General features: G+C 59.4%; 23 protein-coding genes. 3 read left to right on the top strand and 20 right to left on the bottom strand.

Annotated elements, in window-relative coordinates:
• The first annotated feature begins 480 nt into the window (after positions 1–480).
• Complete coding sequence (locus tag AC4ANK_RS13470; protein ID WP_031595578.1) at positions 481–3,321, top strand: ATP-binding protein; 2,841 nt, start codon at positions 481–483, stop codon at positions 3,319–3,321.
• A gap of 23 nt (positions 3,322–3,344) precedes the next feature.
• Here AC4ANK_RS13470 and AC4ANK_RS13465 read toward each other — a convergent pair whose 3' ends face one another.
• The 13 genes from AC4ANK_RS13465 to AC4ANK_RS13405 all read right to left on the bottom strand — a co-directional run bounded on the left by AC4ANK_RS13465 (position 3,345) and on the right by AC4ANK_RS13405 (position 12,354).
• Entirely contained in the window at positions 3,345–4,391 is a 1,047-nt protein-coding gene (locus AC4ANK_RS13465; protein WP_002553583.1) for an EscU/YscU/HrcU family type III secretion system export apparatus switch protein, read from the bottom strand.
• Complete coding sequence (sctT, locus tag AC4ANK_RS13460; protein WP_002553582.1) at positions 4,388–5,206, bottom strand: type III secretion system export apparatus subunit SctT; 819 nt, start codon at positions 5,204–5,206, stop codon at positions 4,388–4,390. Before sctT ends, AC4ANK_RS13465 begins: the two co-directional genes overlap by 4 nt.
• 6 nt (positions 5,207–5,212) lie before the next feature.
• Positions 5,213–5,482 carry a type III secretion system export apparatus subunit SctS gene (gene sctS, locus AC4ANK_RS13455; RefSeq protein WP_002553581.1) on the bottom strand — a complete coding sequence of 90 codons (270 nt, stop codon included), beginning with the start codon at positions 5,480–5,482 and terminating at the stop codon, positions 5,213–5,215.
• A 4-nt stretch (positions 5,483–5,486) separates the two neighbouring features.
• On the bottom strand, positions 5,487–6,143 hold the full coding sequence (gene sctR, locus AC4ANK_RS13450) for a type III secretion system export apparatus subunit SctR (protein ID WP_002553580.1): 657 nt from the start codon (positions 6,141–6,143) through the stop codon (positions 5,487–5,489).
• A complete protein-coding gene (gene sctQ / locus AC4ANK_RS13445) occupies positions 6,140–7,195 on the bottom strand; it encodes a type III secretion system cytoplasmic ring protein SctQ (RefSeq protein WP_031595575.1) in 1,056 nt (351 codons plus the stop codon). The genes sctR and sctQ overlap by 4 nt, the downstream gene beginning before the upstream one ends.
• Positions 7,192–7,677: a hypothetical protein gene (locus AC4ANK_RS13440; RefSeq protein ID WP_005733364.1), complete on the bottom strand. Its 486-nt coding sequence runs from the start codon at positions 7,675–7,677 to the stop codon at positions 7,192–7,194. Before AC4ANK_RS13440 ends, sctQ begins: the two co-directional genes overlap by 4 nt.
• Before the next feature lie 73 nt (positions 7,678–7,750).
• A complete protein-coding gene (locus tag AC4ANK_RS13435) occupies positions 7,751–9,079 on the bottom strand; it encodes a FliI/YscN family ATPase (protein ID WP_002553577.1) in 1,329 nt (442 codons plus the stop codon).
• A complete protein-coding gene (locus AC4ANK_RS13430; protein WP_460382762.1) occupies positions 9,076–9,669 on the bottom strand; it encodes a FliH/SctL family protein in 594 nt (197 codons plus the stop codon). The genes AC4ANK_RS13435 and AC4ANK_RS13430 overlap by 4 nt, the downstream gene beginning before the upstream one ends.
• Positions 9,662–10,282, bottom strand: coding sequence for a hypothetical protein (locus AC4ANK_RS13425; protein ID WP_002553575.1), 621 nt, complete (start codon positions 10,280–10,282; stop codon positions 9,662–9,664). The genes AC4ANK_RS13430 and AC4ANK_RS13425 overlap by 8 nt, the downstream gene beginning before the upstream one ends.
• On the bottom strand, positions 10,279–11,058 hold the full coding sequence (gene sctJ / locus AC4ANK_RS13420) for a type III secretion system inner membrane ring lipoprotein SctJ (protein WP_002553574.1): 780 nt from the start codon (positions 11,056–11,058) through the stop codon (positions 10,279–10,281). Before sctJ ends, AC4ANK_RS13425 begins: the two co-directional genes overlap by 4 nt.
• Positions 11,059–11,061: 3 nt before the next feature.
• A complete protein-coding gene (locus AC4ANK_RS13415) occupies positions 11,062–11,493 on the bottom strand; it encodes a hypothetical protein (RefSeq protein ID WP_002553573.1) in 432 nt (143 codons plus the stop codon).
• Positions 11,494–11,502: 9 nt separating this feature from the next.
• Positions 11,503–11,721 (bottom strand): hypothetical protein, encoded by a 219-nt coding sequence (locus tag AC4ANK_RS13410; protein WP_002553572.1) that lies wholly within the window; start codon positions 11,719–11,721, stop codon positions 11,503–11,505.
• Positions 11,722–11,742: 21 nt separating this feature from the next.
• The gene (locus tag AC4ANK_RS13405) at positions 11,743–12,354 is read right to left on the bottom strand and encodes a hypothetical protein (RefSeq protein ID WP_002553571.1); all 612 of its coding nucleotides are present in this window, start codon (positions 12,352–12,354) and stop codon (positions 11,743–11,745) included.
• A 151-nt stretch (positions 12,355–12,505) separates the two neighbouring features.
• On the opposite strand from AC4ANK_RS13405, the gene AC4ANK_RS13400 reads away from it, so the two are divergent.
• The gene (locus tag AC4ANK_RS13400; RefSeq protein ID WP_031595571.1) at positions 12,506–13,288 is read left to right on the top strand and encodes a tetratricopeptide repeat protein; all 783 of its coding nucleotides are present in this window, start codon (positions 12,506–12,508) and stop codon (positions 13,286–13,288) included.
• Positions 13,289–13,290: 2 nt separating this feature from the next.
• Here the strand turns inward: AC4ANK_RS13400 and AC4ANK_RS13395 are convergent, their stop codons facing one another.
• The 7 genes from AC4ANK_RS13395 to AC4ANK_RS13365 all read right to left on the bottom strand — a co-directional run bounded on the left by AC4ANK_RS13395 (position 13,291) and on the right by AC4ANK_RS13365 (position 19,123).
• The gene (locus AC4ANK_RS13395) at positions 13,291–13,707 is read right to left on the bottom strand and encodes a hypothetical protein (RefSeq protein ID WP_002553570.1); all 417 of its coding nucleotides are present in this window, start codon (positions 13,705–13,707) and stop codon (positions 13,291–13,293) included.
• A gap of 12 nt (positions 13,708–13,719) precedes the next feature.
• Positions 13,720–15,033, bottom strand: a complete 1,314-nt coding sequence (locus AC4ANK_RS13390) for a type II and III secretion system protein family protein (RefSeq protein WP_031595569.1) — start codon at positions 15,031–15,033, stop codon at positions 13,720–13,722.
• A complete protein-coding gene (gene sctV / locus AC4ANK_RS13385; RefSeq protein WP_044317900.1) occupies positions 15,030–17,213 on the bottom strand; it encodes a type III secretion system export apparatus subunit SctV in 2,184 nt (727 codons plus the stop codon). Before sctV ends, AC4ANK_RS13390 begins: the two co-directional genes overlap by 4 nt.
• Entirely contained in the window at positions 17,210–17,548 is a 339-nt protein-coding gene (gene sctY, locus AC4ANK_RS13380; RefSeq protein WP_002553567.1) for a type III secretion apparatus assembly chaperone SctY, read from the bottom strand. Before sctY ends, sctV begins: the two co-directional genes overlap by 4 nt.
• Positions 17,545–17,904, bottom strand: a complete 360-nt coding sequence (locus AC4ANK_RS13375) for a hypothetical protein (protein WP_002553566.1) — start codon at positions 17,902–17,904, stop codon at positions 17,545–17,547. The genes sctY and AC4ANK_RS13375 overlap by 4 nt, the downstream gene beginning before the upstream one ends.
• The gene (locus AC4ANK_RS13370) at positions 17,901–18,839 is read right to left on the bottom strand and encodes a SctD/MshK family protein (RefSeq protein ID WP_002553565.1); all 939 of its coding nucleotides are present in this window, start codon (positions 18,837–18,839) and stop codon (positions 17,901–17,903) included. Before AC4ANK_RS13370 ends, AC4ANK_RS13375 begins: the two co-directional genes overlap by 4 nt.
• Before the next feature lie 122 nt (positions 18,840–18,961).
• Positions 18,962–19,123, bottom strand: a complete 162-nt coding sequence (locus AC4ANK_RS13365) for a hypothetical protein (RefSeq protein ID WP_003377029.1) — start codon at positions 19,121–19,123, stop codon at positions 18,962–18,964.
• A 550-nt stretch (positions 19,124–19,673) separates the two neighbouring features.
• Between AC4ANK_RS13365 and AC4ANK_RS13360 the strand changes: the two genes are divergently transcribed.
• A complete protein-coding gene (locus AC4ANK_RS13360; RefSeq protein ID WP_002553564.1) occupies positions 19,674–23,168 on the top strand; it encodes a hypothetical protein in 3,495 nt (1,164 codons plus the stop codon).
• Positions 23,169–23,187 lie beyond the last annotated feature (19 nt).

Raw genomic sequence — 23,187 nt, 5'->3', positions numbered from 1 at the left:
GATGACACAGACCGGAAAGTTCCTCGAACAGTTATCTCAGCGCCCTCATTACGCAACGCGTTACGGGTAACAAGACGATTTACTTCTGATGACACCCTGACAAGTCATACAGCCTTGAAGGCACGGTCAATACAGCACATTTCCGGTTTTTCACATGAATATCTCAACGGTCCAGGGCCCGAAGTCGTCGAACTCACCGAGACGCTTTATGAGGGTTGTAGAAAATTATCGCTCACTCGACAGACGGTACTCGGGTTGACCGGCAAATGGTGTCCATTACTACGGGCGTGGTTTATGCATGGCTAACTAAACGGTCACATCAGCTAATTAAGATTCAGCGTCCCACCCGAGCAGACGCGTCAAGCTCATCGAGCTGACGTTACGGGATGTAAGCAGATCAAAAAAACCGTTTACAGATCAATACCTCATGCTCCTGCAAGGTGCGGTAGCACAGCTGTTACTTCTGATACAGGTCTAAGCATGGATTTTGAAACAGGCGGCCCGGGTAAAACGGTCGATATCAGAACACGTGACGCTCTCCAGGGGCAGGAAGCTATCCGCTTCGGCTCTTTTGTGCTGCACCCGCAGCAGCAGCTGTTGTTCAGGCACTCGCAGCCGGTACCGCTGGGCAGTCGCGCCATGTCTCTGCTGGTGGCATTCGCAACACGCCCCGGCGAACTGCTGGAAAAGGCCGAATTGCTGACACTGGCCTGGCCAAAGGCAGTGGTGGAAGAATGCAACCTGCGCGCGCAGATCGTGACGTTACGCAGAACGCTGGAAGAGCAGGACGATTTCACCTATATCGTCACCGTGCCAGGCAGGGGTTATCGATTCAGCGCCCCGGTGAGCGTTCAACCAGCAACCGCTCCTGCGCTACCTGCACCTGCACCTGCACCTGCAAAAGACACATTTGCTGCGGCACCGGCGATAAAGCGCCAGGTGCTGGGCCGTGATGCGCTGATCCGTCAGTTGCATGAACTGACGCTGGAGCGTCGCTTGCTGACCTTGACCGGACCTGGCGGCGTGGGCAAGACCACCGTGGCGCTGGCGCTGGCAGATAGCCTGGCTGCACATGCCTCGTTGAGCACCGCATTCGTCGACCTGACGCCGGTCAGCTGCGCTCAGCCTGTCGTGGGCAGGATTGCCTTCGCCCTGGGTTTAAGCACTGAAAACGAACAGCCGCTGCGTGACATCCCGCCCTCACTGGCAAAGCGGCCGCAATTGCTGGTACTGGACAACTGCGAGCATGTACTTGATGAAACCGCCTCTGCCGTAGAAGCATTATTGGCCAATGCCCCACTGTGCTGCGTAGTGGTCACCAGCCGTGAGCCCTTACGCGTACAAGGCGAATGGGTGCATGAACTCAGCCCCCTGCAAGTACCGGACGAAAACCAGACTATCAGCGCCGAGACTGCCATTGCCTACTCGGGTGTGGAACTGTTTGTCACACGTGCCCGAGAGCAGGACCCCGCATTTGTGTTGACTGACAGCGATACCGAAGCGGTCGCAGCCATCTGCCGCAAACTGGACGGCAATCCGTTGGCAATCGAGCTGGCCGCTGCACGCGTCAGGACATTCGGCATTGCCGATCTGGTCGGGCTGCTGGACGGCAGTTTTCGCTTGCAGATGACCGGACTGCGCACCGCGTTACCGCGTCAGCGTTCGCTAAGCGCTACGCTGGACTGGACCTACGGCATGCTCACCGAACACGAGCAGGCACTCCTGCGCCAACTGTCCATTTTCAATGGCTCATTCACGCTTGATGGCGTCATGGCAATCGTCAATATCGGTTTGCCGGATGTACGCATGACGCTACCGATGCTGGAAAGCCTGCTCGAAAAATCCCTGCTCGGAACCTTTGACCACAGCCAGGGCAAGCGCTTTCGACTGTTGGAAACCACGCGCCTATATGCTCATGACAAGCTCGTTCAGCTCGATGATGTGCCGCGTTTGTGCCGCGCCCACGCCCAGTGGGCACTGCGCCTGCTCAACCAGGCCAGACTCGATCTCGATCAGCTGACACAAGACGTCTGGACTCAGCGCTACGCCGCAGAGATCGACACCATTCGCGCAGCACTGACCTGGGCCTTTTCAGCCGCGGGTGATCGACAACTTGGTGTAGAACTGACCCTGAGCAGCTCACCCCTGTGGCTCAGGCTGTCGCTGGTGCGCGAGTACCAGGACTGGGTCAGCCTCGGTACACCGCGTCACGTCGAAGAAAAGGCGCAGATGGATCGTCGTCAGCGTATGCGCTTGTTGACCATGTCTGGCAGTATTTTGATGCTTACCTACGGTGCCGGGCAGAAAATGCGCGAGGTCTGGCAACAGGTCAGTGAGGATGCCGAAGTGCTCAACGACTCCGAGTATCGCCTGCGCGCTTTGTGGGGCCAATGGAACGACCACACCTGTAGCAACAGGCACCGCGAGGCTCAAGAGGTAGCCTTGCGATTCCTCGCGCTGGGCAAGGATTACAGAATCGCCGACTGCCAGTTGCTGGGCAGGCGAATGCGCGCCACCAGCGCGTTTTACATGGGCGATATGAAAACCGCCGGGCAGGCGATCGAAGAAGCTCTGGGCGCTTCAAGGTCTGCTTCGTCACATATCATCGACATGCATTTCGACCAGCGAATTGCCGCACAATCATTGCGTGCCCAGGTACAGTTGCTGGTTGGCAATACCGGCCAGGCGATGGTTGCCCTGGACACCAACGTGAAGCAGGCCATTGCCCTGAGTCACCCCGCGACGCTCTGGTATACCCTGGCCATCAGTGCGATCCCCGCAACGCTGATTGCAGGTACGTTGCACAAGACACGTCACTTTCTGGATGTGCTTAAAAAAAGCAGCGAACGGCAACCGCTGCATATCTGGCGTCAGTTGACCAGTTGCTACGAGAGTATCCTGCTGATCCGTGAGGGCAACCCGGCAGCAGGCGTGCCATTGCTGGGAGAAGCCTTTCAACAGCTGCGCAACCATGTGGAAACGCCGCTGTGTTCGATGCTGCACACCGAGTACGTGTCAGGTCTGGCCGCGCTGCGGCTTGAACCCCTTGCGCTGGAAACGCTGGATGAAATTCACATCAACGCTGTTGAACACCATGATCGTTGGTATTTGCCGGAGATCATGAGAGTCAAGGCACAGCTGATGCTCAGTCAGCCACACACTCATGCGCTGGAAGAGGTACGCAAGATGCTGACCCAGGCACTGGACATCGCTCGGCAGGACGGTACACATTTCTGGGCCTGGCGCATCAACGCCGACCTCAACCGCCTGAAAATCGCGCCCGGTACACCAGCCCCTCGTCATTGCCCGGCGGTACATTGAAACACGGCGTCAGGCGTAAGGCGTCAGATCAGCCGCCGCGCCACCAGCGCATCGGCCACTGCCTGAAACGTATTTTCCGGCACCGGATCACCAGCTACGCTGCGCCGGGCGATCATTTCGGCGAGACTTGCGTCGGGCCAGCGGGCAATGCCCAGCGACAAGGCCTCTGCCAGCAAGGTGCTCGAATCCTGTGAGGAGGCACGACAGACCACTATCGGCACCGGTGTCTCACCGCGCACATAGCGTACGCCCACCACCCAACCTCCGCTGTCGCCAATCACCAAGGAGGCGCGCCCCAACCCAAGCTTTGTGGCCAGTGCCTGCATTTCGCGACGCTGACGCTGGCGTTCGCGCTTGACCATGGGGTCGCCATCAATGTCCTTGCGTTCGCGTTTCTGCTCGCTATGGCTCATTTTCATTTCACGGCCGAACAGCCAGCGTTGCATCAGCACGTCTACCGCGCCGACCAGCAGAAACGCTGCAAGCACGGTGAATACCAGTGGTTTGAGGACCAGATAGAACGTCGACTCGATGCAGCCTTCGCCGCATCGCGATGACTCCATCAGGGCCTGCAGCGCCTGGCGGCCGACGACATAGAATGCCAGCGCCAGTAACACAACCTTGACCAGCCCCTTCAGAAATTCGATCAGGTTGCGCATCGCGAAAATGCGCTTGAATCCCTCGGTAGGGTTGATACGTTTGATATCCGGCTGAATCGGCTCGATCGAAAACACCACGCCGCGCATGGTCACGATGTTGGTCAGGATCACCGCGCTGACAGTCACGGCTACCACTGGCACTGTAATGCCGATGACAATCTGCTCGGCGTGATCGAGCAGCCGTGGCCAGACCTCTGCAAACGGCTCGATATAGATCAGTGCGGTCAGATCTATCAGTGCCTCGACCTGCGCACGTGCCTTGGGCAGCAGCACCGATATGCACAAGGTACACAGCAGGATGACCATGCCCGACACGAGGTCCTGGCTCTTGGCAACCTGCCCCTTCTTGCGTGCATCGCGCAGCTTCTTGTCCGAGGCCGGCTGGCTTTTTTCCTCGCTCGACTCACTCATCCCGGGCCCTCGCTGGCCAGCGTTTTCAGAACCTCGACCGTTCCTCGAAATTGCGCCAGTTGGTCAATCATGACCGGAATCAGAAACCCGATATAAACAACCATCAACACCGCAAAAAACAGGTTCTTGACCGGCAGTGAAAGGTCAAAAATATGCAGGCTGGGTGCCATGCGCGACAGGTACGCGAGCATCAGATCAGTGATCAGCATCGCAATCAGCAAGGGCGCGACCATCAGCACACCAATGCGCATCACCTGGTCGAGAATGGCCAGAATGGAGGTCAGGGCAGCGCTGCTGAACAACGGCGTGAACTCGGTGACTGGCCAGAGCTGATAGCTATGGTAGTAACCGTCGACCATCAGAATAAAGCCGCCCGACATGAAAAACAGTGTAATGAGCATGACGGTCAGCAGCGTGGCCATCACGCTCGCTTCCCCCTGCCCCAAAGGGTCGACCAGCTGCTCCATGGTCGAACCCCGTTGCAGGTCGATCAGTTCGCCAGCCACCTCGGCAGCCCAGAACGGTATGCCGAACAACAGGCCGATCAGCAGCCCGATCAGCAACTCCTTGATCATCAGCCCCGCGAGGAAAAAACCGCTGTGCTCGGGCATAGAAGTGAACGCCGAGAACACCGGCAAGATCATCGGCACCGAGATCGCCACTGCCACGCAGCCACGGATCATACCGGTCAGGCCCAGACGATTGAATGCCGGGGTAATGATCACCACACCCATCGCCCGCGAAGCTGCCAGCGATGCGGAACTGATCACCGGATAAGCGATGTCGATGAACGCATTGGTCAGATCAGCGCCCATGACGACTCATCGGGTCCACAAGGGAAAGTTGTCCAGCACCTGATTGCCCAGCTCTGCCACCTGCCCGGCCAGCAACGGCCCGACAAACACGATCACCAGCAATACCGCTACCAGCTTGACCACTTGCGGCAGTGTCTGGTCCTGGATCTGGGTCAGTGCCTGTAACAGGCCCACACTGAGGCCGACGACAATGGCCACGATCAACGCCGGAGCGGAGAGCAGCAAGACAGTCATCAGCGCCTTGTTCATCAGCGAGAGAAAAACATCCTGGCCCACAGCGTCAGCCTCCGTAGCTCAGGATCAGACCGTGCATCAGTCTTGACCAGCCACTGAGCGCCACAAACAGAAAAATCTTCAACGGGATTGAAATCAAGGTGGGCGAGACCATCGACATGCCCATCGCCATGAGCACATTGGAGACCAACAGATCGACGACCAGAAACGGGATATAGAGCAGAAAACCGATCTCGAAGGCACGGGTCAGTTCAGAGCTGACGAACGCCGGAATCAGCACGACAAGATCGTCATCGCACAGATCGGCTCGCGCTTCGGGCGACCATATGGTTTCAGTGGCCTGGACGAAAAAACCGCGTTCGCTTTCATTGGCGAACTTCGAAAGGTGCGCCTGTAATGGCGGGCGCAAGGCGCTGCCGAGTTCCTCCAGTTGCTGGACATTCTGCAGGCTCAGATCGCGGCCTTGCACCTCCCGGTACATGTCACCGATCAGCGGCGTAGTCACGTATACCGACAGAATCAGCGCAATGCCGTAAAGCACCAGATTGGGCGGCGTCTGCTGCACGCCCAGCGCATTGCGGATCAGAAACAGCACCACGGATATCTTCATGAATCCCGTCAGCGTCACGACGGCCAGTGGAATCAAACCGATAGTAGCGACGACCAGAATGATTTCGATCAGGTTCGGCTGGTAACCGTTCATGAGGCAGTGAAACCCAGCAGTCGCACACCCAGACCGTCGCCGATACTCACCAACTCGCCACGGCCTATACGGCGGCCATTGACCATCAGGTCCACCTCATCGTGCCTCGAACCGGCCAGCGGCAACAGGCTGCCCGGCGCCATCTCGCGAAGTTGCGCCAGCGTCAGTTCAACGCTGCCCAGTTGGCAGACCAGCGTAAGCGGCAGCTCATCCAGCGAAGTATCCAGATCGGAACCGTCGGTCATTTCACTCATCGAATCGTTCCTGTTGAAAGTGTGGGAGACATAATGGGGACTGACGGTGCGCAGAGGCCCCAGCCATTCGAGGGTTTCACCCTGGTGCCTGGCAACCGTCCGGTAGCGCTTGCCCAGTCGCAGCAGCACCTGCGTGTCGGCCAGGGTGTCGAGCATGACCACATCACCCGGCACCAGACTGTGCAGCTCTGCGGTGGTTAATGGTGCCTGCCCGGCCTCGACACTCAACGTGAGCACCAATGCATCAAGCGGCTGCGGTCTTGTAACGGCGTTACGGTCGAGCAGCGCGATGACGTGCCGCGCGCTGTCAGCATTCAAATGTATTTCCAGCGCCTGTGCCTGCCCCTCATCCGGCCGCACTTCCAACGCGAGCCTGAGTGGATTTTCAAGTGGATGTGCAGGCCACGGGAGCACCTGAACAGGCTCGCCCGATAATGTTTCCAGAGGCTCGATCCAGCTCAGCCAGGCCTGCTCCAGTAACAAGGTGTCGGTCTGGGTATCGACTGACGCACCTGGTAGCCAGCCCAGCCCTGACAGCTCGAAAAGACGCGACGGAACGACAAGTTCGAGGTAGGCCTGCCCGAACCTGATGGCCACCCTCACCGGTCGGCGACACTCGCCACCTGCGCTGGCCAAGCTCACGTGCATGGGGCGCTGCCCAAGAACGATCCGCCACGGTGCTGTCTGGCGATGCAACAGGTTATGCAAACTCAACAGATCAGCATCGAACCGGGCAAGCCGGCTTCGGACTGAACCAATGCCTGGAGGCGAAGGCATTGGCTGTACGCACACCGTCATCGCTCGTCTCCAGGTGGGGATCCTTTGACGGGCAGGTCTGCCTGATCGGCCTCATCGCGCTGCTCACTGGCCCGCGCATCGTTGCGCATGCGCTGTTCGACGAGGTCCTGCCAGGCTCGGGACTTTTTCAGCTGTTCAAGGTGCGCCTGCCTGAGCCGCTTGCGTGCCTGCTCTTCAGTCTCAAGGTTCAACACCGCATTATCGGCATCGGCCTGCAATGCCTTGCGTTCGTCATGCAGTTGCTTCAAGCGCTCCTGAACGACCTTCCACTCGCTGACCGACAGGCCCTCGCTGAGCTGGCCGACCGCCTGCTCGGCCTCCTGAGCCAGTTGTTCCCGATGCAGGCGTAACTTTTCCCGTGCCTGATCCAGCTCGGTGTGGCTATCACGGCAGCGCTCCCGTTGAGCGCCAAGATGAGCGGCAGCGCGCTGCTCACGCAACAGACGCAAGGCTTGCAGGCTGTACAGGTCGGCCTTCTTCATCGTTTTTTTCCATAGCAAAGACCAATCGGCGTCGAGTCGTAGAGTGAATCAGGAGCCGAATCGAAAAACGGGCTCATGCCAGCACCTTGCGCAGGCGGGCCAGAGTTTGCGCAAGGCTGTCATGTTCGGAGGGCGGCTGACGCAGAAATGCCTCGATCGGCGAATGGCGGGCAATTGCCTCGTCGGCTATCGGGTCACTGCCAACCGCGTACTCACCCACCTGAATCAACAGTTCGATTTCCTGACGGCGGGCAATCAACTCACGCAGCCGTGATGCCAGTTGCCTGTGTTCGGCAGTCGCAATGTGGTCCATCAAGCGGCTGCGACTGCGCAAAACATCGATTGCCGGAAAGTGATCGCGCTGCGCCATTTCGGCGCTCAGCACGATATGGCCATCAAGGATTGAGCGAGTCTCCTCGGCCACCGGGTCCATGGCCGCATCACCTTCGGTCAATACGGTGTAAAGCGCCGTGATGCTGCCCTGCGGGCCAGGGCCGGCGCGCTCCAGCAGGCGCGGCAATGCCGAGAAAAAAGAAGGCGGATAACCACGCCGGGTCGGCGGCTCCCCCACTGCCAGACCAATTTCGCGCTGGGCACGGGCAAAACGGGTCAGGCTGTCCATCAACAAGAGCACATTGCGCCCCTGATCACGATGATACTCAGCCAGAGTGGTCGCTACGTAAGCCGCCCTGACCCGCTCGGCGGCGGGGCGGTCAGAGGTGGCAACCACCGCCACGGTACGTGCCCGGGCCGTGGCGTCGAGTTGCCCTTCAAGCAGTTCGCGTACTTCACGGCCACGCTCGCCGATAAGCCCGATGACGATCACGTCGGCATCGCTATTGCGAACGATACTCGCCAACAAGGAAGACTTACCCACACCCGGCTCGCCGAAAATACCCATGCGTTGCCCCTGGCCGAGGGTCAACAGGCTGTCGATAGCTCGTATGCCCAATGACAGTGGCTTGACGATTCGCTGGCGGCTGAAGGGCGCCGGAGGTTCTGCATGCAATGGATAATGCTGCATCCCGAGCGTGGCAGTCGGCGCAGGTCCGTCGAGAAACTCGCCCATAGGGCTGATCACACGACCCAGCAAGGCATCGCCAACCTGCACGCCGAGCGCCTGGCCTGTGGCGATGATCTGGGTACGCGTCGAAAGGCCCTCCATCGAGCCGATAGGCGACAGGATCGCGTCATCTTCATCGAAGCCGATAACTTCCGCCGACAGCTCTCGGCCGTTACCCGGATCGCGCAGCACACATAACTCTCCGATGCCTACGCCGGCGACGCTGGCGCGCAGCAACACGCCACGAATACTGCGCAGCGTCCCACGCATGGGCCTGGGCTGGGCGAATTGCAAGCGCAAACCGAGGTTGGGCAGCAGCGTCGTCAGGGCCTCAGTCATCGCGAATCACCTTCTGCCAGCGGTAACAACGCACGGCGCAGATTATCCAGCTGGGCCTCCAGCCCGAGTTCCACGGACCCCGCCGGGCCACCCAACCGCGCCTGCCCTGCTTCGAGCTGGTCATCGCCTTCGATACTCAGCGAATGCAAGGGCAGCGGCGCGTGGGCCAGGTGCTGGCGCAGACCTTCAACTTCAGTGCCGGGTACATGCAGAGTCAACGCCTGATCCTGACGAAACGCTACCAACGCCTGCGCAGTACAGCGCAACAACCGCTCGCGCTCGTCAATCTCTCCCAGTACCTGTCGGGCGATGCCCAGTGCCAGTTCAGCCAGCGAAGTTTCCAGCCCGGCCAGGTAGCGGTCGACCTCGGCGCTGGTCTGTGCCAGCAATGCAGCGGCCCGTTCGGCGCCCTCCTGTCTGGCATGCTCGAAGCCTTCGGCGCGAGCCTGTTCAAGCCATTGCGCGCTGTTTTCCCGCACGCAACGTGCCTCTTCATGCGCGGCTTCGATGAAGGCAAATCCGTCGATCCAGCGAGCGGCGTCGGCAGCACGCAACACCCGGGAGCCTGGTCGTGTTGGCAGATCACTCATGGCTGCTGATCTCCGTCAGGTGTCGAGCAACGGTTTGCACCACCGTCATCTGTTTCGCATCATCCGGTGCAGCGTGCACAGGTTCAGCCAGACGCAGCCGCAGCCAGGCCTGCAGCTGTGCAGGACAGGACTGTAGCCAGGCGGCCACACAGGCAGCACCATCGCGATCGATGGCCTGGAGCAACTCGGCAGGTGTACGCAATAGATCGGCCGCACCGGCCAGATGCCGATGAGTGAGGGCCAGCGAGAATGTGTCGTTACCCAGCAGGCGACGGTACTCACTGACCACTTCGCCACGAATTTCCCGACTCAGCGTTGCCGCGTGCCAGACCGCACCACACAGGCGTGTCAAATGCGAAAAATCGCTTTCGCTCAGCAGCAGTACAGCCAGATCCTGTTCCGCAGGCAGGTCCAGCTGCGCCAGCGGCTGTAGCTTGAAATGTCCGGTCAGCAGTTGTTCAAGGCGTGCGGTAAAGCGCGGTGAATCGCGTAACGCTGCAAGTCGGGCCGCATCAATGTCACGTTCAAGGCATTCGGCCAGACAGCGCTCGCGGACAAAGGCCAAGGGACGTTCGGCCAGTGCATGCCACTGGCTGGTCAGCGCCGTATTCATGACGCTTCACTCAACACGTATGAGCCCTCGCCCCGGCGTCGCTTCCAGAACTGTCGGCCCAGCAGTCCGGCAAGCACCAGCGCAACCAGCAGCAGAGTGCCAAACAGCCAGCGTGCCGCTGGCAGGTCATCTTCAAGCATCCACAGGCCCAGGAAACTGCCCAATTGCGGCTGGGCACTGGCCTTGTCGGGAATGACTGCCTTGATCGCCGTGACTGAAACACCGTCGTAGCCCAGCCCGGAGATGCCGTTGGCAACCAGCGTCTTGATCTGCGGGATCAGCACATTGATGTCGGTTCGCGGGTCAAAACGGACCAGCACCGATGCCGAGGACGGCGAAATCACCCGTTTGAGTAAATCATTGTCAGGCAGCACCACATGCACCCGCGCGGACAGAATGCCATCTATCTGCGAAACGGTATGGGACAGCTCCTCACTCAGCGCATACACCATCTGCGCGCGCTCCTGCACTGGCGAGGACACCAGGCCATTGCCTTTGAAAATCTCTCCCATATTGGAAAAGCTCTGCCCTGGCAGGCCTGCGTCATCCAGCGCCGCCATCGCCTGGGCAAAGCGCTTTTCGTCGACCATCACCTTGAGCTGACCGTTGTCCTGAACCTTGCGTGACGCCGGGATGCCATCACGCAACAGCACCGCCAGCATGGCGTTGGCCTCACGCTCGCCGAGGTTGGTGTAAAGATCGATATCGCAGGCCTGCAACAGGCTTGCAAGCGTCGCCACTATCAACAGGCGCAAGACACGGCGGCGTTTGGGCATGGTTCATTGACCTTTTAGAAGGGTATTGGCAGAGCCGGATATCTGGGTTGCCCCGCGTACCACCATCTGGGTTTCGATGGAGTAATCGAACATCCGTCCAAGCGACTGGACGATGCGATCGACCTGCGGCTCACCTACCTTGCCCGGCGCCTGGACAGCGCTGGTGGCTGGGCTCGGAGCATGATTGGCGGACTGCAATGCATTACCCTGAGTCAGCGCATCGGCCCGCTCTGAGAACTGCCGCGAGCGGTCAATAAAACCATCCAGTCGCTCCATCAGGTTGCTACCGATCTGATGCGGGCTGGCACCCTGCGGCATGCCTTTGGAAGTCTCGGCCATGTGTTCGAAGAGGTTCTGGGAAGCCTGCGGAACCCCGCCTCCTCCCGGCGAAGGCAAGGCAGCCGCCGCCGGTGATGCAGCTGGATTGACGGTCATGGTCGGAACCTATTCAGAGTCGTCGTCAGATTGGGCTTCGTTGAGCATTTCCTGAGCGCGCGGCATGATAATGAACTGCCCGCCAATGGTGACCGCCTGGGTAATCAGGGCATCGTTGAACTCACTGTCGCTGGCAGCCTGCTCGGCGTTTTCGACGGCGGCGTTGAAGCGCGATTCCTGACTGGAAACATTGATGTCTACATTGCTGTCTACGGCGTTGATGGACATGGGTAGTGCTCCTTCTTCGGTTTACTGACGGTCGGTAGCGACTTGAGTGACGACACCGCCACGAAACACCCGCACGCCGCGCTCACGCACTACAGGCGCGACCTCGGCGGCAGGTTGACGATCCACATGGTGCTGAATCTGCGCCAGCCAGGCTGGCGGCCCTGAAACAAAAAGGCTGTCGCTGTCGGGGCTGACGCGGCTGGACATCGGCTGGCCGGACACTTCCAGCCGCGCCATATAACGCTGCAACTCTTCAAGCTGCGGCCCTTGCAGGTCGAACACACGGGTGGCGACCTCATCGGCACCGGCGATGTGCAGTACGTTGCCGTCGAAGTACCAGCTCAGTTGATTCGCATCGCACAAGCGGGTGAGAAACTCACCGGCATCCTCGCCACGTACCGTGCCTCGTGCGTTGCCCCGGACCTTCTCGGAAAACACCACGATCAGGCCAAGGTGTTGACCGAACTCAGTCAGCGCACCGCGAATATCCTGATCAACCAACACGTAGGCGTAAGGCTCTGAGAACCAGTCGGGCTGGCGCTCCGAGGCGGCCTTAAGCACGCCGGATAACAGGCACAGCAGGATCAGCATCAGCAATTTTGAAACTGGCGGGTCAGCCCTGAAGTGCTTCATGGCGCCCTCCGTGACAATGCGACGGCCGCTGGCAGACAGGCTTCAGAAAACGGTCGCTATTCAGCGCAGGGGCTATAAAATGGCGCTCGCCCTCAAAGGCTGTCGACGGCTGATACGCCTCGCCCCGCCCCCTTTCACAAGAGCCTTGCCCATGCCACCTCGTTCCGTCCCCACGTTGTTGTTGCTCGGCTGCCTGAGTCTGGCGGCGTGTTCGACTCAGCCCAAATCCGACGCCAGCTACGAGCGCTTCATGCAACTGGCCGCCGACCTGGAGAAACGCGGCGACTCGACGACGGCAGCGTCGTTCTACCAGCGCGCCACGCAGCAGCCCGAAGCGGGTGTCGAGGCGTGGCGCAAACTCGGTGCAGCCCTGCTCGTCAGCAACGACACGCGTGGCGCAGAGCGCGCTTATCAGCGGGCGCTTGAGCTGAAAGCCGACGACCCGGATGCGCTGCTGGGCCTGGGTACTGCGCAGTTGCGTCAGGGTAAGCTGGAACGCGCCATCACTGCGCTGACCCAGGCCGCCGAAACGTTGCAGCAGCCACAGGCCTGGAACCGTCTGGGCATCGCGCACATTCTGATTGGCCAGGCCGACGCTGCCCAAAGCGCCTTCGGCACCAGCCTGCGACTGGCCCCGAACGACCTCGACACCCGATGCAATCTGGCCTTGGCATACGCCCTGGGCGATGACGACCAGAAGGCCCTGGAGACCATCCGCAGCGTCAGCCAGTCGCCCCTTGCGCAACCGCGGCATCAACGCAACCAGCTGCTGGTCATGGTCCTGGCCGGAAAAGAGAAAGATCTCAAAAACATGACCTTCGACGATATCACCAAGGCCGAACGCGGCAAGCTGATCGCCGAAGCCCGGCGTGTCAAGGCCATACCGGACCGCGCCGAGCAGGCTCGTGAACTGGGGCTGATTGACGCTAACTGAGGTCATCGGGCCTCCTGCGTGTCAGTACTGGCCTGTTGATCTGCCTGACGCCGACGCAGCTCTTCGCGGTCATAGCCGTCGATGTAAACCTGCGCGGCGCGCCCGACCGGTGCAGCCATAACAGGCCCGGTGTCACGGCCGTGCATGACATCTACGCGCTGCTCGACCATTTGCAGCAGAATCAGGTTGCTGGCACAGCCCGGCGGCAACAATGGCTGAAAATCCTCACCTACACCGATCTCGTCCTGTGCAGCTGGTTGCACACAGGCCTGGGGCACCAGCTCCACACGGCCATCGGCACGGGTGATCGCCGCATAATCCGGTGAATAGCTCACTGGGTCGAGGTGGGTCTTGCAGCCTGCCAGTAGACATAAAAGCATCAGAACCGGCGGGCGTGACATAGCGCAGATGAGGTTCATGGCCATTCCCTTTCAGTTCATGTAAAAGCCGAAGGCACCGCCACTGCGCGGACCTGCCGACGCGGTACTGGCGGCGCGCTGTTTGTCCAGCGGCGTCGCCACCACGCGATCCTTGACCGGCTCGACCAGATACGGAGTGATCAGAATCACCAGTTCGGTTTCGTTGCGCTGAAAGCGCTTGGAGCGGAACAGATTGCCCAGAATCGGCATGTCGCCCAGCATCGGCACCTTGTCCATGTCCTGGCTGCTTTCACGCTGGAACAGCCCGGCAATGGCAAACGTCTGACCACTGCCGACTTCCACACGAGTGTCGGCACGTCGCACCCTGAACGACGGCACCTGATAGCCGTTAACGTCCAGTGTGATGGTACTCATCAGGCTGCTGACCTCGGGACGCACCTGCAACGCAATGCGCCCGTTGGGCAGCAGCGTCGGGCTGAACAGCAACGACACGCCGTAAGGCTTGTATTCGATACCGACGACTTCGCGGTTGACCGGCACCGGCACCGCCACTTCACCGCCAGCCAGAAAGCTCGCAGTCTGCCCGGTCATGGCGGTAATGTTCGGCTCGGCCAGAACTTCGAGCACACCGTTGCTTTGCAGCGCCTCCAGCATCGCGTCGATGTTGACATTGCCCGACGCAAGCCCGGCGCTGATTACGTTCGATGCGCCGCCCGCTGCATCGGCGGCCAAAGCGCCCCCCGTCAGCAAGCCGAATGAAAAAGTGCCGTTATTGAACAAGGCATTCCAGTTCACGCCATAGCGCAACAGCTCGGAGCGCGAGACTTCGGCGAAACGCACGCGGATATTCACCTGCGCCGACCCTGCGTAAGTGGCACTGTTTACCGTCGACTGAAAGTTCTGCCCCTCGGTGCTCAGCAAGGCATTAAGATCGGTTGCTTCACCGACATCCTGCACGGAGCCACTGGCAATCACCCGGCTGCCGGAGGCATTGATCCGCGCCTGACTCTGCGGGTGCAACGCCTTGAGCGGGCGTGTCACAGCAGCAGTGCCGCTGCTTACCGCCAGACTCAACGCAGCGGTCTCACGGCCCTCGCTGTCCAGGGCAATCAGACTGGTCTGCCCTGCGGCCTTGCCGAACACGTAGATCACGCCGGGTGACACCACCTGCAAGTCGGCAATACCCGGCTCGGCCACCATCACCGAGTCCACGGGGGCTGAAAAATGCAGAACGCGGCCTTCACCGATGGCCAGATCGACTGTGCCTTTGGCCCCTTTGGCAATGTTTTCGGCAAATGAAACTGTGCCAATGAGCAACGCGCCCACACCCACGAGAAACATCCGTATTACGCTTACTGAGGTCATGAGGCAGTCGCCAGAGGAGTGACAGCACCGGCCCTGGATGCCGGGCGTGCAAGGACATCGGTCAGGCTGACAGTGCCGACCGCTTGAAGGTTGTATTCACTGGCCAGTTCACGAAAGGACAGAACCGCCAGTTGCAGCTCGCCGCGCACGATGAGACGGCGCATACACCGACGCAGCTCCGAATGCACAAGCAACACCGTCAAATCATGTTCCGGCAGCATGTCGCACAGGCGACGCAGCTGTACCAGTACGGTCCGGCCGATGTCATCGGGCAGCGAATCACGGCTCTTTTCCTGGCGAGCCAGCGTGGCGCGCAGTTGTTCTTCGAGCGCAGGTGCCAGTACAAAGGCGCTGATCACCCGGTTGCGATCGGCATACTGATGACTGATCTGCCGCGCAAGTCCTGCGCGCAGATGCTCGGTCAGTCTGCCCGCGTCAGATTCAATACTGCCCCACTCCACCATCGACTCCAGCAGGCCGCGACGATTGCGTATCGATACCCCTTCAGAGACCAGCAAACGCAAGGCCTCTGCGATACGCTGCAGCGGCAGAATGCGCAGCACTTCCTTGATCAGCTCACCGTACTTACCCTCAAGCTGTTCCAGCATCAGGCGGGTTTCCTGAATACCCAGAAAGTCGGCGGCATAACGGCGCAACGTACGGTCCAGTACTTCGCGCAACACTTCATCGGCGAACAGAAAACCAATACCGGCATCCTGCAAACGTTCCGCATGCTCGCGCCCTGCCCAGCGGCCGGGACGGGAACCGATCGGCGAAGGCGCTTCAAAGGTTTCGACAGAAACCAGTTGTGCATGCACCGGATCGTCCTGCAGCAAAAGCGCCATGCCGCTGAATTCGCCCTCACTGACGGGTACACCTTCAAGCTCGACCTGGAAACGATCGGCTGGCAGGCTGCGGTCCAGATAAACCTCGGGCAGCGGCACCTCGACACCCAGATCGATGCGAATGTCGTGACACAACGCTTCGATACGCTGACGCAGGGGCTGCAATGGGGCGGCCTCGGCCAATCCGGTTCCGATACTCAGCAGCACCTGGCTGTCGCGTGGCCGCTCGGCGCTTTCCAAGGCATCTTCCGCGGCATCGTTCGAAGCCCCGGAAGCGCCAGAGGAAGCCCCGGGCTCGGCCATCGTTTCATGCTCTGGCAGCTCGTCCTTGACCAGTGACCGGGCAGCACGACGATCCCGGCGCCAGAGCACAAGCGCACTGCCGCCCAGCACGGCGGCCAGACCGACAAACACCAGCAACGGAAACCCCGGCAGCATGCCTACGCCCAGCAGGATCAGCGCAGTCAGACCCAGCGCACGATGGCTGGCGCTCAGTTGCCTGACAATCTCGGTGCCCAGGTCACGCTCTTCGCCGTCGCTGTTGACGCGGGTCACCACGGTCCCTGCGGCTACGGAAATCAACAGTGCCGGGATCTGCGCAATGAGGCCGTCACCGACGGTCAGTAACGAATAGACATGCGCGGCTTCGGCGAACGGCATACCGCGCTGGACCATGCCGATCATCATGCCGCCCAGCAAGTTGACGAACAGAATCACCAACCCGGCAATGGCATCACCCTTGACGAACTTCATGGCGCCGTCCATGGCTCCGAACATCTGGCTTTCACGCTCCAGGCGTGAACGACGACGTCTGGCCTCGAACTGGTCGATGTCACCGTTGCGCAAGTCGTTATCAATGCTCATCTGCTTGCCGGGCATCGCATCCAGGGTGAAACGCGCAGCGACTTCGGCGACCCGCTCAGCGCCCTTGGTAATGACCACGAACTGGGCAACCGTAATTATCAGAAATACGACCAGCCCCACAACGACCTGACCGGCAATCACGAAATCACCGAACGCCTTGACGATATGACCGGCATTGCCGTCCAGCAGAATCAGGCGAGTGGTGGTGATCGAGAGCGACAAACGAAACAGCGTGCTGAGCAGGATCAGCGGCGGCAGCGCGGAAAACTCCACCGAGTGGTTGATGTAGAACGCGACGATGAGAATCAGCAGGCTCAGGGCGATGTTGACTCCGATCAGCGCGTCCACCAGATAGGTCGGCATCGGAATGATCATCATCGCGATAGCCATCAGCATGAACGCAACGATGATCACATCTGTGCGTTTAGACGCAGTTACCGCCAGGCGATTCAGAGCATTCATGAGGGTCATTGCGCAGCCCTCCGGGCTTCCAGGTAGCGTCTGAAGCATTGCCGCGCGTCGTCCTTGCGGCCTGCCTTCCACAACGCGCGGCTACGCAACAGAAGCAGCGCGGCGCTCTCGCCTTGCTGCTCGACCAACCTGTCGAGTGCCGCAATGGCCCGGTCGGTGTCTCCGCTGTCGGTGAACGCCAGCACCAGGCTGTGCAGCAGCGCGCTGTTCGTCGGTGCCAGCTGTATCGCAATCAGCAACATCACAAGTGCACGTTGTGGCTGGCCACTGCGCCGGTACAGATCACCCATACCGTGGAGCAACTCTATGCATTCGCGATCCTGACTGATGCTCATGACTGCACCTCGGCGCGTTGCTGTTCCAATAGCAGCCGCATGTCGATCTCTTCACGAATCACGTCTTCGGCGAGCTCGCGGATCTCCGGTTCGGCATCCAGCACCGGTAACACTTCGTCCAGCACATAGCGAAGTACTTGTAGCGAACGCGCCGTACCAAAAAGCTGCGCATTGACACCAGAAGCCTGCCCGGTCTGCTCCAGCTCGCCACGCAACGAACGACGAACCTTGCGCTCGCGCTGATCAAGCAGCGCTTCGAAACGGGTTCCCTGACGCGGCTGCGCCGGAGCAACGCGCTCGACTGCGGGCAAAGAATCGGCTGAAGGCGGCGCTACGGGCCGCAGATCGACTTTCATAAAGTGAAGGCAAACCTTTCATCACCGCGTACAAGGCGGACCTGATTGCCCTCAATGCTCTCCAGCCTCCAGTTGTCGGGTAACAGTGCGCCGGGGTAGACACGCTTGCCATGCTCATCGATCACGTAGGGATTGCGACCGAACCACACCGCCTGAAAACGCACGCGAGGTGCCGCAAGCGCCGTGCTTGCCTGCACGTTGGGCGTCAAGACAATATGCTGGCCAAACCGAGTATCAAAGGCCTGTTGAATCTGCAGCCAACTGCTTTTTTGGGCAGCGGGAAAAGCGCCCTCAACACTGAGCTGCCCGCCCTGTTCCTCAACCCGCAATTGCGTGAGCCTGACGTCCTGCAGCGCACCCTCAAGCCAGCTTCGGGCCTGGGTCAGTGTGGGGGCGCTCTTGACGGGCGTTGACGAACCAGGGACGGAATCTGCAATGGAGTGCCGGGCCGACTCGGCAGGTGCACGAAAGGCAAATGCAGTGGCACATGTCACCAGCAACAAAAGTGCAGCCAGTGCTGGCCATTTAAGCAGCACCAGGCGGCGGGACACAGCAGGGATGGCTCGGGCACTTCGTGTGCTGCGCAAGCACAGCCTGCTCTGTCCGACCAGCAACTCGACAGGCAAGGAGATTCGTTGACCGTGGCCGACGTTGACAACCCGACGTTGGCCAAGGCTATCGAAAACCGTCACATCGCCTCCCAAGGCTTCTATTGCGACGTGTTCAACGGAGAATCGCAGACGAACATGTTGCTCGGCCACATCAGCATCGCCCAGCACAAGGTCAGCCGGAGCGGCACTGCCAATCACATAGACAGGATTGTCCAGGAGCAGCGAAACGCCCTGATGCAAACCATGAAGAATTTCGAGCCGGGCTACGCCGCTTTCTTGCACAGAAGCGTCGGGCGTTCCGCTCAATGAGATCAAGGCTGTCATGATCGAGTCACCACCGTGTGATCTACCGGAAACGGCATGTCAAAGCCGGGCAAAACTGTCGATCGGAAGAATTTCGATGCGCTGTGAATGCAGGCAGCTGTAGCGCTGCCTGCATGACAACGTCAGTTCTGTGGACGTTGCTTGGTAGCATCCAGCTCTGCTTTCTTGGCAGTGGAGATTTCAGTGATCTTGGCCGATTTCTCGATAGCCATATCAAAGGTCGCCGACATTTTTTCGATTGCTGCGTCTGAATTGCCGGAGCTTACGGGTGGAGTCGAACTCATGTTGTTTCTCCTTGCTTCGAGTAGGGATCTATCTGCGGATTAACAACCGGCTCAAGAACAGGTCAATGTGCCATTACACAACAGCGATGCAGAGACACTACGCTATTTGCCGCGTTGCCAATTAATAGTAATCAGCGAAACTTGTTCGATGCTGTGAAACGTTGTGAAATCAGATTTCACAACGAATTAATACCGCAAACCAACAGTGATATCAAAGTGATATTTATTTCTGGTTTATTTCTGGTGATATTAATTTTTTATGTACCACGAGTCGGGGCTCCAACGTTTACGGGGTGTTCGCCAGGGCCTTTATTATTTATCGACTCGTGTGAATTGTTGTGAAAAGAGATTAGCGATCCGCCACTTCACTTGTCGGAATGATAGTGTCGGCCCATAAGCCCTGTTCTTTTGATTTGAAAACGAGACGCCGTTCAAACTATTCACGCGAATAAAGAGTTCGTCATTGACACAGGGTTTCGTTCGCCTCGCGGCACTCAATTATTGAGTCGCCTGCTCCACGTCCAGCGGTTAACAACAGGAGTTATATGCTATGTCGACGTCCACGATCAGCCCGGCGCCTGGCCCTCTTCCGCCCCCCGCACCGGGCGCGAATGCCCGAACGCGATTCAACCAGGTGCTGCAGACCAGCAACCGCAATGGCGGCCAATACCGGCCAGCGGGCGCAGACGAAAAGGCACCTGCGCTGGGCAGTTACGCATCGATAGAAAAGCCCGGCACTGTGGCGGCTGACACCGTGCGCTACGTCACCCAGGAAGGCGATCAGGTACTGGTAAGCAAATCCACCAGCCCGGAGCTCTATCGTCAGGTCGTCGAAGACCAACCCCGAGTGGCAGGCTTCAGGGCCAGTGTGGCTGCTGGCTACTCCCCAGCCAGGGCTGATGCTGCCGCGCCAGCGACGCTGAGCGGCTATGCCCGTATCGGAGCACCGGACGAAATGGGGCCGGGGCTGATTCGCTATGAAGCCGCCGATGGCAGCAAGGTCATCGTTTCGCAGCAACAGAACCCGGAACTCTTCAAACAGGTGGCGTCGGATTTCAAATCGCTATCCGGCGTAGGCAGCAGTCAGCGGGAAGGCTACAGGGTGGCAGGCGCGGACGAAAAGCCGCCGGAAAACATTGCAGGCTTTGCAGTGGTCGGCCCGGTGGATGAAGTCGGGCCGGGCGTGATGCGTTATGTCGACCGTGACGGCAATAAAATCGTCGTGGCCAAGAGCGACAATCCTGAGCTGTACAGTGCGGCCAAAGACGCTTTCAATACCCTGACCGGGCTTAACACGAGCGAAGCGCAAGGTTATCGCAGGGCGGGTGACAACGAAGTATGGCCACCCGTATTCGGCACCACCGTCGGCCCGTTGAATGAGGTCGGCCCGGACACTATCCGTTACGAGCACAACGGAGAGAAGGTCGTGGTCACCCGTGACGACAATCCGAAGTTGTTCGATTATCTGGCAGCGCTGCAAACCATAGTGTCGGACCCGCAAAAAAGAACTGCGATGGAAACAGCAGTCAACGAAGGGCAGATTCTCGCTGACCGCAACACCCCCATTCCCAGCTTGAACGACATTACACAGTTCACTTGGGTGTCTGGCCAGGAAGGAAGCCAGATCAGCTATCAGAATCAGAGCGGTGAGCGGATTGTCGTCACTGAAGCATTGACCCCTGAACTATTTGACAAAGTAACCACCCTCCATGACGCCTGGAACAAGATCAACAGTAGCCGGGAAGAAGGTTACACGTTGGCAGAGCCTCATGACTTTTTGAAGAATCAGGACATAACCATCGGTTCACCGGACGAATTGGGCGCGGGTCTGATTCGTTTCGAGAACGGCGATGGCAAGTTCATCGTCTCCAAGGATTACAGCCCGCAGTTGTACGATGACGTGGTGGAAAAATGGAATGAGCTGGGCACCGGCAATATCGGTGAAACCCGCAGTCGGCATAACTTGCCGCCCGTGGCCGAGCTGGATCTGATGGGGCAGAAAACCGGCGTGAAAGCCGACAAGGATGACGAGAACTCCGAAGAGCTGAACGTCGGCGAACTGGCGACCAAGGAACTGCTCGACCAATACCGCGACGGTGTGAACAAAGGGGATATTGCCAAGGATGACCCTCGCGCAAAACTGGTCAGGGCAATCGAGGCGCAGGCCGCTTATGACAACGGTCGCGGCCTGACCGGTTATGAAGAGGCCAAAGGCGCTTTCGGCGGCACCTGGCGCGAATTCGACAGCAAACAGACCCAACTCAGTTCGGCCGACATGCACGACATCATCGATGGCGGCAAGCTGCAAGAACAACTGACCACACTGTTCTCTGATCCTACCGTGCAGCAGGACTACCAGAGCAAGATGACCGATGCACTGGGCAAAGTGCCCAACAAGGACGAAATCAAGCAGAAGCTGCTCGACCTCACCGCCAATCCCGATTACGTACTTTACCTCAAGGATCTGAAAAAGCAGGGCCTTGGCCAAGAGACGCAGAAAGACCTGAGCGACACCTTGTCCTCACTTGCACTGGTCGATCCAGAAGGCGCCAGCAAGGCGGCACAGTCTATTCAGGCCGACGGTTTGACCAGCGATCTCAACGATCTGGTCGCCGACCCGTCGAAGATCAGCGACGAGAATAACGCCCTCGCCACCAAGGACCTGTTCGGCCTGCTCAAGGCAGAGCTCAAGGGCTTTCTGGTCGATATGCCGCGCTTCCTGCAGCCCACCTTCGAAAAATTCCTTCAGGAAGGTGTCGTGGGCAACGCCAAGCCCGCAGACATCGCCAAAGCGCTCAAGGAGGTCGGTGATGCCTATCGGAAAAACGGCAAGGTCAGCGAAGCAGACATCAAGACAGCCCTTTCCAAACCCTACATACCGGTAGCTGATCGCGGCAAACTGGGCGAAATCTTCAATACGCTCAATAGCAAAGGCGTCATGGGCTCCGTTGCAGCAGGCGTGTCGCTGTTCTCGGCGATTTATCAACTGGTCGGCAACGGCGGCAAGCTAGGCGAGACACCGATTCAGCGCCTGGGCATTGCCAAGGACTTCCTGAGCTTTGCCGGCGGTGCCAGCCATTTCGTACGCCTGGCTGATCAGGTTGGCGACCTGATGGGCAAAGGCGGCCTGGTGGACATGCTGGGGCTGGACAAGACGTTACCGGAGATCTGGGGCAAGGAAAGCTTTGGCAAGGCCAAGGAAGTCAGGGTCAGTGGCATTTCCGCAAGCAACCTGAGCGAGATCCGCACCGCACTGGATGCGACTGATGAATATCGGCTCAATTCGACGCTGGGCGACATGGCTGGCGGTGCAGAAGCGGAACGCCAGGCCATGGGCGGCATCACCCAGCGGCTGGATAACGCCGTGCAGGCTTCAGGGGCCAAGCTGCCCTCTGGAACTGCCAATAAAATCGCAGGCTCGGTCGTCAAAGTGCTGGGGCCTGCAACGGATCTGGCTGGTGGTTTTGCCGATATCGTACTGGGTGCATTCACCATCAAGGACGGCGTGAAGTCAGGTGACAAGCTGGCTCAGGCCGCAGGCGGCCTGCAAATTGCCGGCGGTGCCTTCGGCGCGTCAGCCGGCGTACTGGGAACCGCGGCACTGGTGGGTGCAGGCGGCGCGGCGGCCACCGCGCTGGCCGGGCCATTCTTCCTCGTCGGCGTTGTGATTGCTGTCGTCGGCGGGATCATTGGCTATTTCGTCGACCATAACAAAAAGCAGAAAGCATCCGAAAAGGAAAACGACTGGTATCGCGATCTGGCGGCAGACGGTTTGCTGCAGTCCGACTGGGGCGACAAGGTCGAATATGCACACTACTCGATCCACCACTATCGCGAACGCGAAGCGCCTGAAGACGACAGCCTGTTCCGCTTCCAGAGTGCCGAGTGGAAGCATTTCGACGAAACGCCGCAGGAAGGCGGCTCTTCCACCAACCGCCTTGATGACACGTTACACGTGGAATACGGCGAGCCACACAAATCGCCGGATCAACAGAAGCGTGACGAATTGAGAGAAGCACCGCGCTGGAGCGGCTCGAAGGTCTGAGCCATTCATGCATGTTCGA

The organism is Pseudomonas sp. Pmew2 (assembly GCF_058129885.1).
Note: the sequence above shows the minus strand (reverse complement) of the source record. Positions and strands in the feature narration are given on the sequence as shown.

What these genes read in the sequence shown, in the direction of transcription:
- sctV (WP_044317900.1), bottom strand. Translation starts at nt 17,213, where the DNA reads ATGACCCTCATGAATGCTCTGAATCGCCTGGCGGTAACTGCGTCTAAA.
- AC4ANK_RS13440 (WP_005733364.1), bottom strand. Translation starts at nt 7,677, where the DNA reads ATGAAGAAGGCCGACCTGTACAGCCTGCAAGCCTTGCGTCTGTTGCGT.
- AC4ANK_RS13470 (WP_031595578.1), top strand. Translation starts at nt 481, where the DNA reads ATGGATTTTGAAACAGGCGGCCCGGGTAAAACGGTCGATATCAGAACA.
- sctY (WP_002553567.1), bottom strand. Translation starts at nt 17,548, where the DNA reads ATGAGCATCAGTCAGGATCGCGAATGCATAGAGTTGCTCCACGGTATG.
- AC4ANK_RS13430 (WP_460382762.1), bottom strand. Translation starts at nt 9,669, where the DNA reads ATGAGTGATCTGCCAACACGACCAGGCTCCCGGGTGTTGCGTGCTGCC.
- sctJ (WP_002553574.1), bottom strand. Translation starts at nt 11,058, where the DNA reads ATGCCCAAACGCCGCCGTGTCTTGCGCCTGTTGATAGTGGCGACGCTT.
- sctQ (WP_031595575.1), bottom strand. Translation starts at nt 7,195, where the DNA reads ATGACGGTGTGCGTACAGCCAATGCCTTCGCCTCCAGGCATTGGTTCA.
- sctT (WP_002553582.1), bottom strand. Translation starts at nt 5,206, where the DNA reads ATGGGCGCTGATCTGACCAATGCGTTCATCGACATCGCTTATCCGGTG.
- sctR (WP_002553580.1), bottom strand. Translation starts at nt 6,143, where the DNA reads ATGAACGGTTACCAGCCGAACCTGATCGAAATCATTCTGGTCGTCGCT.
- AC4ANK_RS13390 (WP_031595569.1), bottom strand. Translation starts at nt 15,033, where the DNA reads ATGACCTCAGTAAGCGTAATACGGATGTTTCTCGTGGGTGTGGGCGCG.
- AC4ANK_RS13435 (WP_002553577.1), bottom strand. Translation starts at nt 9,079, where the DNA reads ATGACTGAGGCCCTGACGACGCTGCTGCCCAACCTCGGTTTGCGCTTG.
- AC4ANK_RS13395 (WP_002553570.1), bottom strand. Translation starts at nt 13,707, where the DNA reads ATGAACCTCATCTGCGCTATGTCACGCCCGCCGGTTCTGATGCTTTTA.
- AC4ANK_RS13410 (WP_002553572.1), bottom strand. Translation starts at nt 11,721, where the DNA reads ATGTCCATCAACGCCGTAGACAGCAATGTAGACATCAATGTTTCCAGT.
- AC4ANK_RS13415 (WP_002553573.1), bottom strand. Translation starts at nt 11,493, where the DNA reads ATGACCGTCAATCCAGCTGCATCACCGGCGGCGGCTGCCTTGCCTTCG.
- AC4ANK_RS13370 (WP_002553565.1), bottom strand. Translation starts at nt 18,839, where the DNA reads ATGACAGCCTTGATCTCATTGAGCGGAACGCCCGACGCTTCTGTGCAA.
- AC4ANK_RS13465 (WP_002553583.1), bottom strand. Translation starts at nt 4,391, where the DNA reads ATGAGTGAGTCGAGCGAGGAAAAAAGCCAGCCGGCCTCGGACAAGAAG.
- AC4ANK_RS13365 (WP_003377029.1), bottom strand. Translation starts at nt 19,123, where the DNA reads ATGAGTTCGACTCCACCCGTAAGCTCCGGCAATTCAGACGCAGCAATC.
- AC4ANK_RS13375 (WP_002553566.1), bottom strand. Translation starts at nt 17,904, where the DNA reads ATGAAAGTCGATCTGCGGCCCGTAGCGCCGCCTTCAGCCGATTCTTTG.
- AC4ANK_RS13360 (WP_002553564.1), top strand. Translation starts at nt 19,674, where the DNA reads ATGTCGACGTCCACGATCAGCCCGGCGCCTGGCCCTCTTCCGCCCCCC.
- AC4ANK_RS13425 (WP_002553575.1), bottom strand. Translation starts at nt 10,282, where the DNA reads ATGAATACGGCGCTGACCAGCCAGTGGCATGCACTGGCCGAACGTCCC.
- AC4ANK_RS13400 (WP_031595571.1), top strand. Translation starts at nt 12,506, where the DNA reads ATGCCACCTCGTTCCGTCCCCACGTTGTTGTTGCTCGGCTGCCTGAGT.
- AC4ANK_RS13405 (WP_002553571.1), bottom strand. Translation starts at nt 12,354, where the DNA reads ATGAAGCACTTCAGGGCTGACCCGCCAGTTTCAAAATTGCTGATGCTG.